The 16,563-nt window shown below is 58.1% G+C and carries 15 protein-coding genes; 10 read left to right on the top strand and 5 right to left on the bottom strand.

Annotation, left to right across the window (positions count from 1 at the left end; all coding sequences use genetic code 11):
• Positions 1 to 13 precede the first annotated feature (13 nt).
• Entirely contained in the window at positions 14 to 214 is a 201-nt protein-coding gene (locus EE949_RS02385) for a DUF2788 domain-containing protein (RefSeq protein WP_122662507.1), read from the top strand.
• Positions 215 to 326: 112 nt separating this feature from the next.
• Here the strand turns inward: EE949_RS02385 and EE949_RS02380 are convergent, their stop codons facing one another.
• The 4 genes from EE949_RS02380 to EE949_RS02365 form a co-directional block, all read right to left on the bottom strand.
• Complete coding sequence (locus EE949_RS02380) at positions 327 to 959, bottom strand: pseudouridine synthase (protein WP_122662505.1); 633 nt, start codon at positions 957 to 959, stop codon at positions 327 to 329.
• Positions 960 to 1,026: 67 nt separating this feature from the next.
• Positions 1,027 to 2,523: an AMP nucleosidase gene (gene amn, locus EE949_RS02375; protein WP_162874172.1), complete on the bottom strand. Its 1,497-nt coding sequence runs from the start codon at positions 2,521 to 2,523 to the stop codon at positions 1,027 to 1,029.
• Between the two features lie 293 nt (positions 2,524 to 2,816).
• Entirely contained in the window at positions 2,817 to 4,466 is a 1,650-nt protein-coding gene (locus tag EE949_RS02370; protein ID WP_122662503.1) for an acyl-CoA dehydrogenase family protein, read from the bottom strand.
• A 118-nt stretch (positions 4,467 to 4,584) separates the two neighbouring features.
• On the bottom strand, positions 4,585 to 6,579 hold the full coding sequence (locus tag EE949_RS02365; RefSeq protein WP_122662501.1) for a sensor histidine kinase: 1,995 nt from the start codon (positions 6,577 to 6,579) through the stop codon (positions 4,585 to 4,587).
• Positions 6,580 to 6,975: 396 nt separating this feature from the next.
• Here EE949_RS02365 and EE949_RS02360 point away from each other — a divergent pair, with 396 nt between their 5' ends.
• The 4 genes from EE949_RS02360 to EE949_RS02345 all read left to right on the top strand — a co-directional run bounded on the left by EE949_RS02360 (position 6,976) and on the right by EE949_RS02345 (position 10,570).
• Positions 6,976 to 7,773 carry a hydroxymethylpyrimidine/phosphomethylpyrimidine kinase gene (locus tag EE949_RS02360; RefSeq protein WP_122662618.1) on the top strand — a complete coding sequence of 266 codons (798 nt, stop codon included), beginning with the start codon at positions 6,976 to 6,978 and terminating at the stop codon, positions 7,771 to 7,773.
• 23 nt (positions 7,774 to 7,796) lie between these two features.
• Entirely contained in the window at positions 7,797 to 8,423 is a 627-nt protein-coding gene (gene thiE / locus EE949_RS02355; protein ID WP_122662499.1) for a thiamine phosphate synthase, read from the top strand.
• Between the two features lie 39 nt (positions 8,424 to 8,462).
• Positions 8,463 to 9,746 (top strand): glutamate-1-semialdehyde 2,1-aminomutase, encoded by a 1,284-nt coding sequence (hemL, locus tag EE949_RS02350; RefSeq protein WP_122662497.1) that lies wholly within the window; start codon positions 8,463 to 8,465, stop codon positions 9,744 to 9,746.
• 275 nt (positions 9,747 to 10,021) lie between these two features.
• The gene (locus EE949_RS02345; protein ID WP_122662495.1) at positions 10,022 to 10,570 is read left to right on the top strand and encodes a tetratricopeptide repeat protein; all 549 of its coding nucleotides are present in this window, start codon (positions 10,022 to 10,024) and stop codon (positions 10,568 to 10,570) included.
• 35 nt (positions 10,571 to 10,605) lie between these two features.
• Here the strand turns inward: EE949_RS02345 and EE949_RS02340 are convergent, their stop codons facing one another.
• Positions 10,606 to 10,932 carry a DUF1820 family protein gene (locus EE949_RS02340; protein ID WP_087267690.1) on the bottom strand — a complete coding sequence of 109 codons (327 nt, stop codon included), beginning with the start codon at positions 10,930 to 10,932 and terminating at the stop codon, positions 10,606 to 10,608.
• Positions 10,933 to 11,064: 132 nt separating this feature from the next.
• Here EE949_RS02340 and miaB point away from each other — a divergent pair, with 132 nt between their 5' ends.
• The 5 genes from miaB to lnt all read left to right on the top strand — a co-directional run bounded on the left by miaB (position 11,065) and on the right by lnt (position 16,531).
• Entirely contained in the window at positions 11,065 to 12,393 is a 1,329-nt protein-coding gene (gene miaB, locus EE949_RS02335) for a tRNA (N6-isopentenyl adenosine(37)-C2)-methylthiotransferase MiaB (protein ID WP_122662493.1), read from the top strand.
• Positions 12,394 to 12,621: 228 nt separating this feature from the next.
• Positions 12,622 to 13,644, top strand: coding sequence for a PhoH family protein (locus EE949_RS02330; protein ID WP_122662491.1), 1,023 nt, complete (start codon positions 12,622 to 12,624; stop codon positions 13,642 to 13,644).
• On the top strand, positions 13,637 to 14,137 hold the full coding sequence (gene ybeY, locus EE949_RS02325; protein WP_122662489.1) for an rRNA maturation RNase YbeY: 501 nt from the start codon (positions 13,637 to 13,639) through the stop codon (positions 14,135 to 14,137). Before EE949_RS02330 ends, ybeY begins: the two co-directional genes overlap by 8 nt.
• A 5-nt stretch (positions 14,138 to 14,142) precedes the next feature.
• The gene (locus tag EE949_RS02320; RefSeq protein WP_122662487.1) at positions 14,143 to 14,985 is read left to right on the top strand and encodes an HlyC/CorC family transporter; all 843 of its coding nucleotides are present in this window, start codon (positions 14,143 to 14,145) and stop codon (positions 14,983 to 14,985) included.
• Between the two features lie 25 nt (positions 14,986 to 15,010).
• Positions 15,011 to 16,531: an apolipoprotein N-acyltransferase gene (gene lnt / locus EE949_RS02315; RefSeq protein WP_122662485.1), complete on the top strand. Its 1,521-nt coding sequence runs from the start codon at positions 15,011 to 15,013 to the stop codon at positions 16,529 to 16,531.
• Positions 16,532 to 16,563: the final 32 nt, after the last annotated feature.

The raw sequence follows: 16,563 nt of genomic DNA, 5'->3' as shown, positions 1-16,563 counted from the left end.
CTGGAGATAAGTCATGGAGCCTGAAGTTTTCGAACAATGGATGATGACGATCCTCATCACCCTGCTGGTCGGCTTCATGGGTTTCATCGTCTGGGACCTGGCGAAAAAATCCAAAGCCGGACGGTTTGGCACCCTTATTCTGTTCTTCGTGCTGGGCCTGGGAATCATGGCATTCGTGATCAAGACCGTTGTGATTGCTTATCTTGAGAGCTAAAGCAATTTCATGTGGGAGCAGAGCTTGCTCGCGATAGGGCTGCACGCGATTCACTATAGACCGCGTTGCCTGCATCGCGAGCAAGCTCTGCTCCCACAAGGTCTAGACCCGCTCACAATTTCGCAGGCACTTCCCGCCATTGCCCCTGATCCAGGCCTTCGATTGTCCAGTCGCCAATCCTCACCCGGACCAGCCTTAACGTCGGCAGACCTACCGCAGCGGTCATGCGCCGAACCTGTCGGTTGCGGCCTTCCTTGATGATCAACTCCAGCCAACTGGTCGGCACACTTTTACGAAAGCGCACCGGTGGGTCGCGCGGCCAGAGTTGTGGTTCATCCAGTTGCCGTGCCTGAGCGGGCAAGGTCGGGCCATCATTGAGCTGTACGCCGTCACGCAATTGCTGCAACTGTTCGGCACTAGGCTCGCCTTCGACCTGCACCCAGTAGGTCTTGGGCAATTTGTGTTTCGGATCGGCGATACGTGCCTGAAGCTGGCCGTCATTGGTCAGCAGCAACAAACCTTCGCTGTCCCGATCCAGTCGTCCAGCCGGATAGATGCCAGGGATCTCGATGAAATCCTTGAGTGTCGCTCGCCCTTCACCATCACTGAACTGGGTCAGAACGTCGAATGGCTTGTTGAACAGGATCAGTTTTGGCTCGGCAGGCGGCGCCTTGGCGACACGGCGGTTTGCACCGGCATTGGCAGGTGATGGGCGACGAGCAGGAGGACGCTGGGTACGGGGCATGAAAGTTTCGGTATTCGGAAAACAGAAAGGGCCACTTTAATGGCCCTTTCGTTCATCACCTAATTAATCAACGGAACGGCGGCTCATCAAAACTGCGCAATTTGCGTGAGTGCAGCGAGTTGAGCTGAGTACGCATCAGGTCCAGCGCGGCGATTCCGATCTTCAAATGCTGGCTGACCGCACGTTCGTAGAACGCGTTGGCAGAGCCAGGCAGTTTGATTTCACTGTGCAGCGGTTTGTCCGAGACGCAGAGCAACGTGCCGTACGGAACCCGCAAGCGATAACCCTGAGCGGCGATGGTGCCGCTTTCCATGTCCACGGCAACCGCACGGGACAGGTTGATCAGCGGCCGCTCCTGCGCCCAGCGCAATTCCCAGTTACGGTCGTCATAAGTCAGAACCGTACCGGTGCGCAGGCGTTTTTTCAGGTCATCGCCACGCTCGCCGGTGATTTGCGCCGCAGACTCCTGAAGAGCCAACTGCACTTCGGCCAGGGCCGGGATCGGAATATGAGGTGGCAGGACGCGATCGAGAATACCGTCGCGACGCATGTAAGCGTGAGCCAGCACGTAATCGCCGATGGTCTGGGACTGGCGAAGGCCGCCGCAGTGACCAATCATCAACCAGCAATGCGGACGCAATACCGCAAGGTGATCGGTGATGTTCTTGGCGTTGGACGGGCCCACACCGATGTTGACCAGCGTCACACCATGACCGTCTTCGGCGATCAAGTGATAAGCCGGCATCTGATAACGATGCCAGACCACGCTGGCGACAATGGCCTGCGCTTCACCGTGATCCATGCTCTTTTCGACGATGACGTTACCTGGCAACACCATGCGCACAAAGCGCGGGTCTTCGCGCAGCTTTTCCAGACCGTGAACGATGAACTGGTCAACGTAGCGGTGATAGTTGGTCAGCAGGATCCAGGGCTGAACATGGCGCCAGTCGCTACCGGTGTAATGCACCAGACGACGCAACGAAAAATCCACCCGGGCCGCATCGAACAAGGCCAGCGGCAGTGGATCAGTGTTGGCCCAGTCGTACAGGCCGTCCGCAATACCGTCAGTGGCAGCGGACAAGTCAGTGCTGGGGAAAACCCGCGCCAGCGCTGCAGCCGTTACGCCAGAACCGGCCAGTTCGTCGCCCTGCTCAACCACATAGGGATATGGAATGTTTTGCTCACTGACGCCAACTTCCACGGTAATCGTGAAGTCATTCATCAACGGCCCGAGTTGTTCGAGCAGGTATTTGCGGAAGGCGGCCGGGTGGGTCACGGTCACGCTGTAGTTGCCGGGCAACTGCACCTTGGCGTAAGCGCGGGTGGTCAGCGGCACTTCGCCCTGGCAGTGATAAGTCAGGCGTAATTCTGGATAGCGGAACAGCGCACGCTGATCGGCATCAGGCTCGATCCGGTCTTTCAGATACTGTTTGAGAGCCTTACTCAACGCACTGGTCGCGCGTTCATGAAGTTCAGCAAGGCGATCCACGGCTTGTTCGGGCGTTTCGACGACGATAAAGGTTTCAGTCACGATAGGTATCCTTCTGATCTTGCAGTGGCCCATCTTGCCTGCATCGTGAAGGGAAGGCACTAGTGGCGATGTATGCAAGATCAAGCTTGCGGACTTGTCGTATGACCGGCTTTAGCCGGGAGGGCAATATTCTGGCGGAAACAGACCTATCGGACGACACACATAGAGTGACTGTACCTACCCCCTCCCGGCTAAAGCCGGTCTCTGTGGGAGCGAGGCTTGCCCGCGATATGGGCGACTTGTTCTATCTGATACACCGCAGCGCCTGTATCGCGGGCAAGCCTCGCTCCCACAAGGATCCAGGCAATCCCGGCGGGTTATGCGCCTCACCCAACCATCGGGGTAGACCGCGCAACCAGCGCCTGCACATCAACACCTCTTGGCAAGGTGCCGTAAACCGAGCTTCGAGAAGCCAGACGACTGGCGATAAACGCGTCGCTGACCGCCGCATTACCTGCCTCAAGCAGTAACTTGGCCTGCAGAGCCAGCGCGATGTCCTCAGTCAATTGCCGGGCGCGGTACTGGATATCGCTGGTATCTCGGAAGGCGGCTTTCAGGCCGTCGATCTGTACGGCCAGATCCTGATCGCCATGGCCATCACCCAACTCGGCAAACAAGGTATCGAGCACGCCCGGCTCTTTGGACAATGCGCGCAACACGTCCAGACACTGCACGTTGCCGGAGCCTTCCCACGTAGAGTTGACGGGTGCTTCGCGATACAGCCGCGGCAGGATGCTGTCCTCTACATAACCCGCGCCACCCATGCATTCAGCGGCCTCGTTAATCATGGCCGGCGCCCGTTTGCAGATCCAGTACTTGCCCACTGCCGTGACCAGTCGGGCAAAACGCGCCTCGTGCGGATCATCCAGATGGTCCAGCGCGCGCCCCATCCGCATGCTCAGGGCCAGCGCCGCTTCGCTCTCCAGTGCCAGATCAGCCAGAACGTTCTGCATGAGTGGCTGGTCAGCCAACACCCGTCCGCCAACACTGCGATGAGCGCAATGATGCGCGGCCTGGCTCAAGGCCTGACGCATCAGGGCGCTGGAGCCGACCATGCAGTCAAAGCGAGTCATGGCAACCATTTCGATGATCGTCGGCACGCCACGCCCCTCTTCACCGATCATCCAGGCGAGTGCGCCGCGAAACTCGACTTCGCTGGAAGCGTTGGACCAATTGCCCAGCTTGTTCTTCAATCGCTGTATGTAAAACTCGTTACGGGTGTCGTCCGGGCGATGGCGCGGCAGCAGGAAACAGGTCAGCCCCTTGTCGGTCTGCGCCAGCGTCAGGAACGCATCGCACATCGGCGCCGAACAGAACCACTTGTGTCCGACCAGTTCATAAGCCTGCCCCGGACCCGAAGCACCGATAGGATAAGCCCGGGTGGTGTTGGCCCGAACATCGGTACCGCCCTGCTTTTCGGTCATGGCCATGCCAATCGTCACACCCGCCTTGTGTGCCATGCCGATATTTCGTGGGTCATATTCACGGGCGAGGATCTTCGGTAGCCACTGCTCGGCCAGCCCCGGCTGCAAGTTCAACGCAGGCACACTGGCAAAGGTCATGGTCAATGGGCATCCGCTACCGGCTTCGGCCTGGCTGTGCAGGTAGCTCATGGCCGCGCGCGCTACGTGAGCACCGGGCTGAGGGTCAGTCCACGGCAATGACGGAATACCGTGTTCAACCGCCGTACGCATCAGTTGGTGATAAGCGGGGTGAAACTCCACCAGGTCGATGCGGTGCCCATACCGGTCATGACTGGCGAACACCGGTTTATTTTGATTGGCAAGAAAACCGGCTCCCATCAGAGGGCCACCCGCCAATGCACCGTAAGCATCAATTTGCGCCTCAGCCCAACCCGCACCGAAGCGCTCCGACCACTGTTGCAATGGCAGATCCAGACGGTAGAGGTTGGCGCCATCGAGCGTGGGCGGTTGATTGGTGACTTCGTGGGTTTCGGCGAACTGATGCAGGTTCATGGCGATTTCCTCTCTGTCGGGCGCGCTTCAAACACAGCCAGACACGAAGTGAATCACGCACTCAGCCCATTAAAAAGCGCCATATACGACGAATTTGCGGCGCTTTTGCCTTGCTTGCTCAATGATCACTGCGCAGCCTTACAGGCCGTTCAGCGAGCGCCGACGTTTGCGCTGAAACGCCGAACTTCACTTTAAGCGCAAAGCAACTGCCCTCGCCGGGTGCAGAGTGGTGGCTAAGTCGTCCGCCCTGCAACTCAATCAACTGCCGACAAATCGCCAGGCCGATGCCCAGCCCACCATATTGGCGAGTCAAAGAGCCATCTACTTGAAAGAAGTGCTGATAGAGCGTTGACTCGTCCAGTCGGGTAAAGCCTATGCCGCTGTCGATTATCTCGATCAGCAGTTGAACCTGTTCCTCATTGTGCCCCAGCGCCTGAACGCGAATTCTGACCGAGCCGGACTGAGTGAACTTGATGGCGTTGTCCAACAGGCATTCCAGACATTGGCGCAGCTTGTATACATCCCCCACCAGGTCACTTCGCAGTGGCTCAACCCAATCGACGACCAGCCTGAGCCCTTTGCTCCGCGCGGCTGCGTTGTAGTGCCCCTTGAGTGCCATGATGAGGCAGCGTAAGTCGAACGGTTCAGGCACGACGTGCAGCCGCCCGGCCTGCAACTCCGTGAGGGTCAGAATGCCGTTCACCATCCCCATCATGTCCTGTGCAGAACTGGCGGCCGTCTGATGGTAAGAGGCAAGCTCAGGGTTCAGGTCTACGGTTTGCATCAGCTCCAACGAGCCGATCACGCCGTTCATGGGAGTGCGCAACTCATGAGTGAGGGTGGCGAGAAACTCGTCCTTGAGCCGGTTGCTTGCCGCCAGTGCCTGGTTGGCCCGCTCCAGATTTTCCCCGGCCTGACGCATGATCTGCGCATGCTCCTCACGGCTTTGGTTGATCCGAACAGCCAATGCCATGGAAACAAGGGCCGCTTCCATGGCTGAGCCGATCTGATTGGCGTACATGGTGAAGAACGTGTGCGGCAAGTAGCCCGACAACATGCCGACGTGAATCACACTGCCCAGCAAAAACGCAGTCCAGGCAAGGACAAAATACCGGGCCTCGCGTACCCCATGACACATCGCAGTGATACCCGCGACAAAGATCATCGCGGTAAATACCAGCATCAACCCACCGTACAAGCGAAACGCCAGATTGAGGTTAGGCGACAAGCTCAGCAACATCACCACGCCAGCAGCTGCCATTACCAGCACAAGTGAATGATCAATCCAGGCTCCGATGCTTTTTGTCTGCAGGAAAGAGCGGGCAAACTGGCAAGCGAACAGAACCGACATCATCAGCAGGAACAAGGGCGCGACATTGGCGAGCCAGGGACTCTCTGGCCACAGAAACTCGACGCCAATGCCGTTAAGCGCCAGTTGATAAAGCCCAAGAGGTGCGATGTAGAGAACGTAGTACAGGTAGCTGACGTCACGCACACCAAGATAGATGCACAGGTTGTAAATCAGCATCACCAGAAGTACGCCATACAACACGCCCAGCACGTACATGCGCGGCGGTTGCTCCTCCAGATAGGCACTGCTGTCCCACAGGCTCAACGGGACCTGGATCGAGCCAGCGCTTTTCACGCGCAAGTAAATGGTCTTGCTTTGGCCGGGCTCCAGGCTGACCTCGAACAGGTAATTGGCCTGTTTGATCTGTCGGCTGGAGAACGGCAGCATGTCCCCCGTTTGCCAGGCAAGGTGCTGAGTGCCGAGAGCATCAGGTAGATAGAAATCCACGTAATCCATGGGCGGATAGGCCAGTTCCACCATCCAGTCACGGTGAGCGGTGACGTCTCTGGGTAAATAGCGCAAATCAACCCTGAGCCAAAAGGCAGAGTTGGAAAAGCCTGCGTTCAGGGTGTCGCTGTCGAGGTTGCGGAAGCTGGCCGACATCGCCGCCGAGCTGACATCACTGATCGTCGCCTCGCCGCTGACATCTTCAAACACCTGAACTGCTCGGCCCAACGCAAGGCTGCGAGTGCTCTCGTCAAAATCGACGGCACTGGCTAGCTGCGACAACAAGGCGACCAGCATGATCAACAAATAGCGCATAAAGCCCCGGATAGATCCGTCAGTTGACGTCGCTAGCCCCCTTCCATTGGAGCGACGCGTTCTGCGGTTCCTGATTTTTTTGGAGTAGCTCCAGACAGCCTGAAACAACTATCTCAATGTGGACCTGTTTACACAGGCTCGCTCACTTCACACAGCCGTACCGGGTTCGTGCCATCACTATTTCATGCCAACGCTCTAAAGCATAGCTGCCAAAAGGTCTGATGCACTATTTTCTAAAATCGTTTAAAAGGCTCTAAATCAACACTTACAGACAGACCGTGAATTTATGAACTAAATTCATCGCCTGAATATCTGCCCAGAATCTCTATCGGCTGTATGAAAATTCCGAGCCTGCTGAGCGGTGCCAAAAAAAGTTTAGTGGTAAGCTCGCGCACCATGAATATCTATAGCTCCCGCCCTGTTGTCCTCTGCCTGTCCGGTCACGATCCAAGTGGTGGTGCCGGTCTGCAAGCAGATATCGAAGCATTGCTCGCCCAGGGTTGCCATGCGGCCCCGGCAGTTACCGCACTGACCATACAAGACACTGTGAATGTCACTGACTTCAGGGTGCTGGATCGCGAGTGGGTACTGGCGCAAGCCAATGCAGTACTCAACGACTCGACCGTGGCGGCGGTAAAGCTAGGGATGCTCGGCTCTCTGGAAATGGTCGACACCGTCGTGGGGCTGCTTGAAGCGAACCCGCACCTGCCGATGGTCTGCGATCCAGTGCTGCGCGCTGGCGGTGGTGGGCGTCTGGGCAAGGATGAAGTCGGCTATGCCATGCGTGAACGCTTGCTGCCGCTGGCTACCATCGCGACGCCGAATCTGCCGGAAGCCCGTATTCTGGCCGAATTACCGGAAGGCACGGCTGACGAATGTGCTGAAAAACTGCTGCCATTCTGCGAACACCTGCTGATCACCGGCGGGCATGGTGACGAGGTGGAGGTCCACAACCGTTTATATAGCCGTGGCGGTGAAACACGCACCTTTATCTGTCAGCGCCTCCCCGGCAGTTATCACGGCTCTGGCTGCACACTGGCCAGCGCTCTGGCAGGTCGTCTGGCGCAAGGCGAAAACCTGGTCAGCGCTGTGCAGACCGCTCTGGACTACACTTGGCGCACGCTGCGCGATGCTGAACAGCTGGGCAAAGGACAATTCGTTCCCCGGCGCCTGCCCCTGGATTTCTGTTCGTAACGCCACGTGATGAGGCTCTATCTATGAAACTACGTGGCTTGTATGCCGTCACCGACAGTCGCCTGTTGGCTGGCAAATTCCTGTCTTACGTCGAGGCCGCCCTTGATGGCGGTGTCACTCTGCTGCAATACCGTGACAAGTCTGGCGATGAATCCAGACGCCTGCGTGAAGCCACGGCCCTGCTAAAGCTGTGCCAGCAGTACAAGACCCATCTGATCATCAACGATGATGCTGACCTGGCTGCGCGTCTGGATGTAGGTGTGCACATGGGCCAGACTGACGGCTCGCTCACTGATGCCCGCGCGCTGCTCGGGCACAAGGCAATTGTTGGCGCCACGTGTCACGGCAGCCTGGAAATGGCCGAAAAGGCGAAAGCAGATGGCGCCACTTACATTGCCTTCGGACGCTTTTTCAACTCCACGACCAAGCCTGACGCTCCTGCCATCGAGCTGGACGTGCTGACCCACGCTCGCGCCCGCTTCAACATGCCGATTGCTGTCATCGGTGGCGTTACCCTGGAAAACGCTCCGCAACTGGTTGAGCACGGCGCCGACCTGCTGGCCGTGGTGCACGGCCTGTTCGGCGCAGAAAACACCCAGGAAGTCACTCGCCGCGCCCGCGCCTTCAATGCATTGCTCAACAGAGCCTGACGCGCCCGGCCCTATTTCGATTAAGTCAGAGACCTACTCATGTCCCGTTCTGAAACCCTGTTCGCCAATGCTCAAAAACATATTCCCGGTGGCGTTAACTCGCCTGTACGTGCATTCAAGAGCGTCGGCGGCACACCGTTGTTCTTCAAGCATGCGGCCGGTGCCTATGTCACCGACGAAGATGACAAGCGCTATGTCGACTACGTGGGTTCGTGGGGACCGATGATCCTCGGCCATAGCCACCCGGAAGTGCTGGATGCCGTGCGTAGCCAACTGGAACACGGTCTGTCCTACGGCGCGCCCACTGCCATGGAAACCGAGATGGCCGATCTGGTCTGCTCGATCGTTCCGTCGATGGAAATGGTCCGCATGGTCAGCTCGGGCACTGAGGCAACCATGAGCGCCATTCGTCTGGCCCGTGGCTTCACCGGCCGCGACAGCATCATCAAGTTCGAAGGCTGCTATCACGGTCACTCTGACAGCCTGTTGGTCAAGGCCGGTTCCGGCGCACTGACCCTGGGCGTACCGAGCTCACCGGGCGTACCCGCCGCATTCGCCAAACACACGCTGACCGTACCGTTTAACGATCTGAACGCCGTTAAAGAATTGCTGGCAGAAGTGGGCCAGGAAGTTGCGTGCATCATCGTTGAGCCGGTTGCAGGCAACATGAACTGCGTTCCACCTGCCCCGGGCTACCTGCAAGGTTTGCGTGCACTGTGCGATGAACATGGCGTGGTGCTGATTTTTGACGAAGTCATGACCGGTTTCCGGGTAGCCCTTGGCGGCGCGCAGGCTTACTACGGCGTGACACCGGACCTGAGCACCTTCGGCAAGATCATTGGCGGCGGCATGCCGGTTGGCTGCTTCGGCGGCAAACGCGAAATCATGTCTCACATCGCGCCACTCGGGCCGGTTTATCAGGCAGGCACGCTCTCGGGTAACCCATTGGCCATGGCGGCCGGGTTGACCACCTTGCGCCTGATCAGCCGCCCGGGCTTCCACGACGAACTCAGCGACTTTACTCGCCGCCTGCTCGAAGGCCTGCAACAACGCGCTGATGCAGCGGGCATCCCCTTCGTGACCACCCAGGCGGGCGGCATGTTTGGTCTGTATTTCAGCGAAGCCAAGGAAATTGTGACCTTCAATGACGTCATGACCAGCGACGCTGATCGCTTCAAGCGCTTCTTCCACCTGATGCTTGAGGGCGGCGTTTACCTGGCTCCGAGCGCATTCGAAGCAGGTTTCACGTCCATTGCCCATGGCGATGAAGAGTTGAAGCTGACGCTGGATGCCGCCGAGAAGGCATTTGCTGCGTTGAAATAAGGGCAGCACATGACCAACTGTGGGGGCAAATTCATTCGCGAAGGTGGTTTACAAACGATGATTTTCTGTCGGATGTGCCGGCGCCTTCGCGAATGAATTCGCTCCCACAGGATTTAGTTGTGTCGTCCCCCCCGCAAAACCGGGCTTTTCAGCCCCGCGCAGCAGAAAAACAGTAAAGACTTTGTAAGGTTGGCCTCGCTTATTTCATAATGCGCAGCCAGCACGTTTAGCTGGACGGGCCCGCCCGCACCTTTTTCAGAGGTAAGTCGATTCCCATGAACCGCACCGGCCGCACCCTTGCATTGGGCTGCCTGTTGCTTATTCATCCCCTGCTGGCGAATGCAGGCGGCAACTCGTTGTTAATCCCAGCGGTGGGTCGTTGCACTCTAAATACCCAGCCAGACAACCTGCCAGCAGCGCTTTCCGCGTGTCAGCAGGCCGCGCAGTCCGGGGATGCACAGGCACAATACGAGTTGGGCGAGTTTTACTACGACGGTAAACACGCACCACGTGACTTGCCCAAAGCACTGGGTTATTTCGAGCAGGCTTCGCTGCAGGGTCACGCGCAGGCGCAGTACCAGCTCGGCCTGATGTTCTCGAAGGGTGAAGGTGTGCAGGCCAATAATATTCAGGCGTATATCGTCCTGAAGATGGCCTCGGTGAACGGCTCCGAAGACGCACTGGACGCCGCCGATGAAGTCTCCGAGCACATGCAGCGCGACGAGCTTGAAGTCGCCACTCAGGTGCTGGGCCAGATCTTCCGCAAGTATCTGCTGGAATTGCAGACGGCTGAAGGGCGCACGCCGTTTGCTCCGCTGCCGTAGATATTACGGCAGCTTCGTCATTCATCCTTTCTGCGTTACTTATCCGGCATCGGCATCGGAAACGGCATCACGTTGCTGGTGCCACGGGCTTCGCTGATCTTCGGCGTGCCGATTCGCTCGACTTCGTCGATACGCACAATCGAATGCATGGGCACAAAGCTGCGCACTACGCCTTCGAACTGCGCCTTGAGCTTTTCTTCGCTGGGATCCACCACAACCGTCGTGCGCTCGCCAAAGACGAATTCCTCAACTTCAAGGAAACCCCACAGATCACTTTGATAGATCTGCTTGGCGTACATCTCGAACACCTGGCCTTGATTGAGGAAAATCACTTTGTAGATTGGAGCTTCGCGTTTGGTCATAAAGGGCGGGTAAGAATCGGGGACATAAAAGAGGGCGCGAACTATAGCATGCCCGTTCGGTAGAGGACGCTAGGAAGCAGAGACCGTCACCACTATAATGCGCGGTTCTTTGAACCACCTGATGACGGACGCATGGCCAAGAAGCTTTATATCGAAACCCACGGTTGCCAGATGAACGAGTACGACAGCTCGCGCATGGTCGATCTGCTGGGCGAACATCAGGCCCTGGAAGTCACCGCTCGTGCGGAAGATGCCGACGTCATCCTGCTCAACACCTGTTCAATCCGCGAGCGCGCCCAAGACCGGGTTTACTCTCAGTTGGGTCGCTGGCGCGAGCTGAAACTGGCCAACCCAGAGATGGTGATCGCCGTTGGCGGTTGCGTCGCCAGCCAGGAAGGCGCGGCCATTCGTGATCGCGCGCCCTACGTGGACGTGGTGTTTGGCCCGCAAACCCTGCACCGCCTGCCGGAAATGATCGACGCAGCCCGCTTTACGCGCCTGCCGCAGGTCGACGTTTCTTTCCCGGAAATCGAAAAGTTCGACCATTTGCCCGAGCCTCGCGTCGATGGCCCGAGTGCCTACGTGTCCGTGATGGAAGGCTGCAGCAAATACTGCACGTTCTGTGTTGTGCCCTATACCCGGGGCGAAGAGGTCAGCCGGCCTTTCGATGACGTGATCGCCGAGGTCATTCACCTGGCCGAAAACGGTGTGCGCGAAGTGACCCTGCTCGGGCAGAACGTCAACGGTTATCGCGGCACCACCCATGATGGACGCGCCGCCGACCTGGCCGATCTGATCCGGGTTGTCGCTGCGGTGGATGGTATCGACCGCATTCGCTACACCACCTCGCACCCGCTGGAGTTCTCTGACAGCCTGATCCAGGCCCACGCCGAAGTGCCGGAGCTAGTCAAGCACCTGCACTTGCCGGTGCAGTCGGGGTCGGACCGCATTCTGGCCGCCATGAAACGCAACCACACTACGCTTGAATACAAGTCCAGAATCCGCAAACTCAAGGCTGCCGTGCCAGGGATCAGCATCAGTTCGGACTTCATCGTCGGCTTCCCGGGCGAAACTGAAAAAGACCATGAAAACACCATGAAGCTCATCGCCGACGTCGGCTTTGACTTCTCGTTTTCCTTCATCTACAGCCCGCGCCCCGGCACTCCGGCAGCGGATCTGACAGATGAAACGCCCGAAGCGCTGAAAAAAGAGCGTTTAGCCGCCTTGCAGCACCGCCTGAACCAGCAGGGCTTCGAGATCAGCCGACAAATGGTCGGCAGCACCCAGCGCATCCTGGTGACCGACTACTCGAAAAAAGACCCGGGCGAACTGCAGGGCCGTACCGAGAACAACCGGATTGTCAATTTCCGCTGCGACAACCCCAAGCTGATCGGCCAGTTTGCCGACGTACACATCGACGACGCCCAGCCGCACTCGTTGCGTGGGTCGTTGCTGAATTGACTGTGAGCGTATTGCTGGAATGAATTCTGTGGGAGCGAACTCATTCGCGAAGGCATTCTGTCCGGCAATGATTAGTCGGACGTACCGCCCCTTCGCGGATGAATCCGCTCCCACGGGTTTTGCGCTCCTCATGACGTTGCGCAACCTTTCTCAAGTCAAAGCTTTCGCACACTGGTCACAGGGTTTATCCTTCGTATCACCTAAATTGCAGGGCAGCTAAAAACGACCTTGAACGTACAAGTCGAACCACATCGTTTTACCCTCGAACCTTTCGAGGCCTATCGCTTCGCAAATCTCTGCGGGCAACTCGACGAGAACCTGCGTCTCATCGAACAGCGCCTGAATATCGAGATCCGCAATCGCGGCAATCAGTTCGAGCTGATTGGCGAACCCAAGCAAACCACCTCAGCCGAAAACCTGTTGCGCCGCCTGTATCGGGAAGCCAAAAGCTCCGAACTGTCGCCTGACATGGTCCACCTGTTCCTGCAGGAATCCGGCGTGGAAGAGCTGGATAACCATCCGGCTGCCGACCCAGGCGTGGCCCTGCGTACCAAAAAAGGCATGATTCGCCCGCGTGGCTTGAATCAGCAGCGTTACGTCAAAGAAATCCTCGGCAACGACATCAACTTCGGTATCGGCCCAGCCGGGACCGGCAAGACCTATCTTGCCGTGGCCTGTGCGGTGGATGCGCTGGAGCGTGAGCAGATTCGACGCATCCTGTTGGTGCGACCGGCCGTTGAAGCGGGCGAAAAGCTCGGCTTCCTGCCGGGTGATCTGGCACAGAAAATCGACCCTTACCTGCGCCCGCTGTATGACGCGCTTTACGAAATGCTGGGCTTCGAATACGTCGCCAAGCTGATCGAAAAGCAGGTTATTGAAGTCGCACCGCTGGCCTACATGCGCGGGCGTACGCTCAATAACAGCTTCATTATCCTCGACGAAAGCCAGAACACCACGGTCGAGCAGATGAAGATGTTTCTGACCCGGATCGGCTTCGGCTCCACAGCCGTGATTACCGGCGACATCACTCAGGTCGACCTGCCCAAGGGCACGAAGTCTGGCCTGACGCATGTCATCGACGTGCTCAAGGATGTGCCGGGCATCAGCTTCACGCACTTCAAGCCCAAGGACGTGGTCCGTCACCCACTGGTGCAGCGCATCGTCGAAGCCTACGAGCGCTTCGAAGACCGCAACAGCGACGCGCCGCCAGCGACGACTAATTCCTCACGGGAATACCGCCGCGATGCTTGAGCTGGACTTGCAACTGGCGAGTGAAGCAACTGTCCCAAGCGAAGCCCAGTTCCGCCTTTGGTGCGAAATGGGCTTACGCCAGCGCAGTGCCGACTCCGAATTGACCATCCGGCTGGTGGATGAAACCGAAGGCCGCGAGCTCAATCACACATGGCGCCACAAGGATTACGCGACTAATGTCCTGTCGTTCCCTGCTGACGTGCCCGACGATATGCTGGATATACCGCTGCTCGGTGACCTGGTCATCTGCGTGCCGGTAATCGCCCGGGAAGCACAGGAACAAGGCAAGGCGATTGACGCACATTGGGCGCACATGGTCATTCACGGTTGTCTGCATCTGTTGGGTTACGACCACATAGACGATGACGAAGCCGAGGAAATGGAAGCGCTGGAACGAACGTTGCTTGGAGAGTTGGGCTATCCCGATCCCTATGCAGACGACGAACACGACGAACCTCCACATTCAGCAATACCAAGCAAGGACAACGAGTAAGGGCTATGAGCGAAGATCGATCGAGCAACGGGCAAAAGTCATGGCTGGGTAAGCTCACCCAAGCTTTTGCCCATGAGCCGAAAAACCGCCAGGAGCTCCTTGAGCTGCTGCGCGAAGCCCACCAGAACAAGCTGCTGGACAGCGAAGCGCTGGCCATCGTCGAAGGCGCCATTCAGGTAGCTGATCTGCAAGTGCGCGACATCATGGTGCCGCGCTCGCAGATGATCAGCATTAAGGCCAGCCAGACGCCACGGGAGTTTCTCCCGGCAGTCATCGACGCCGCGCACTCGCGCTACCCTGTCATTGGCGAAAGCCATGACGACGTGCTCGGCGTATTGCTGGCCAAGGATCTACTGCCACTGATCCTCAAGGAGGATGGCGGCGAAGGCGACATCAAGAACTTGCTGCGCCCTGCTACATTCGTGCCCGAATCCAAGCGCCTGAACGTACTGCTGCGTGAGTTTCGCGCCAACCACAACCACATGGCCATCGTCATCGACGAATACGGCGGCGTGGCCGGGCTGGTGACTATCGAAGACGTTCTGGAGCAGATCGTCGGCGATATCGAAGACGAGCACGACGTTGAGGAAGACAGCTACATCAAGCCTCTGCCGAGTGGCGACTTTCTGGTCAAGGCGCTCACGCCCATCGAAAGCTTCAACGAGTTTTTCGACAGCGAGTTCTCTGATGATGAATTCGATACGGTTGGCGGTCTGGTGATGAGCGCGTTCGGGCATCTGCCCAAGCGTAATGAAATCACCGAAATCGGCGCGTACCGTTTCCGGATTCTCAACGCTGACAGCCGTCGTATTCACTTGCTGCGCTTGAGCCCAATTTCACGTTCGTAACGCCACCCCGTTCTAAGGAATGTAAATGCGCTGGATCTCCCGCCCCGGCTGGCCCGGTAACCTGCTGGCTGTGGTGGCTGGCGCGCTTACCACCTTCGCTTTAGCCCCCTACGATATCTGGCCGCTGGCCCTGGTCGCGCTGGCCTTGTTCTATCTCGGTCTGCGCGACCTGCGTCCACGTCAGGCGCTGGGGCGCGGCTGGTGCTTTGGCTTTGGCCTGTTCGGGGCTGGCACCAGCTGGATCTATGTCAGCATTCATAACTTCGGCGGCGCATCGGTGCTGCTCGCCGGGTTCCTGATGCTACTGTTTATCGCCTGTATTGCCTGGTTCTTTGCCCTGCCCGCCTGGGTGTGGGCACGCTGGATCCGCCGCAACGAAGCCCCGCTAGCCGACGCACTCGCTTTTGCAGCCCTGTGGCTGGTTCAAGAAGCGTTCCGCGGCTGGTTTCTCACCGGCTTCCCATGGCTCTACTCCGGTTACAGTCAACTTGAAGGGCCACTGGCAGGCCTCGCACCGCTCGGCGGGATGTGGCTGGTGTCCTTCACTCTGGCACTGACGGCTGCGCTGTTGTGCAATATTTCAAGGCTGCGGGCGCGCAAGTCGTTCCTGGCTGCGGCGCTGGTTCTTCTGGTCGGGCCATGGATTGTGTCGTTGGCGCTGAAAGGTTACGCCTGGACGTCGCCCGCTGGTGCGCCGCTGAAAGTGGTCGCGATGCAGGGCAACATCGAACAACAGATGAAATGGGACCCCGAACAGCTCAACGCGCAACTGGCGCTGTATCGCGACATGACTTTCCGCTCGCAACAGGCCGACCTGATCATCTGGCCGGAAACCGCCGTACCGGTGCTCAAAAGCTCCGCTGAAGGCTATCTGAAAATGATGGGGCAGTTCGCGACGGAGCGAGGCTCAGCACTTATTACCGGCGTCCCGCTGCGTGAATCCAATGATCGCGGCAGCTACAACTACTACAACGCCATCACCGTAGTGGGTCAGGGCGAAGGCACTTACCTGAAGCAAAAGCTGGTGCCGTTTGGCGAGTACGTCCCTTTGCAGGACCTTCTGCGCGGCCTGATCGCATTTTTTGACCTGCCTATGTCCGACTTCGCTCGCGGTCCGAGCGATCAGGCAATGCTGCAAGCCAAAGGCTACCGGATCGCGCCATTCATTTGCTATGAAGTGGTTTACCCCGAGTTTGCTGCCGGGCTTTCAGCGCAAAGCGAATTGCTGCTGACGGTGAGTAATGACACGTGGTTCGGCACCTCCATCGGCCCGCTTCAACACTTGCAAATGGCGCAGATGCGCGCGCTGGAGGCTGGCCGCTGGATGATCCGCGCGACCAACAACGGCGTTACCGCGCTGATTGACCCGTTTGGAAAAATCACCACCAGCATCCCTCAATTCGAACGCGGCGTGATGTACGGCGAAGTTGTGCCGATGCAGCAACTGACGCCGTACCTGCGCTGGCGCTCCTGGCCATTGGCGATTGTTTGCGTACTACTGATTGGCTGGGCACTGGTAGCGAGCCGGATTTCCAAGACGGTGTAACTAGCCTCTGTAGGAGCTGCCGAAGGCTGCGA

The sequence above is a fragment of the Pseudomonas viridiflava genome, from assembly GCF_900602065.1.
In the GTDB taxonomy this organism is placed as follows: Bacteria; Pseudomonadota; Gammaproteobacteria; order Pseudomonadales; family Pseudomonadaceae; genus Aquipseudomonas.
Note: the sequence above shows the minus strand (reverse complement) of the source record. Positions and strands in the feature narration are given on the sequence as shown.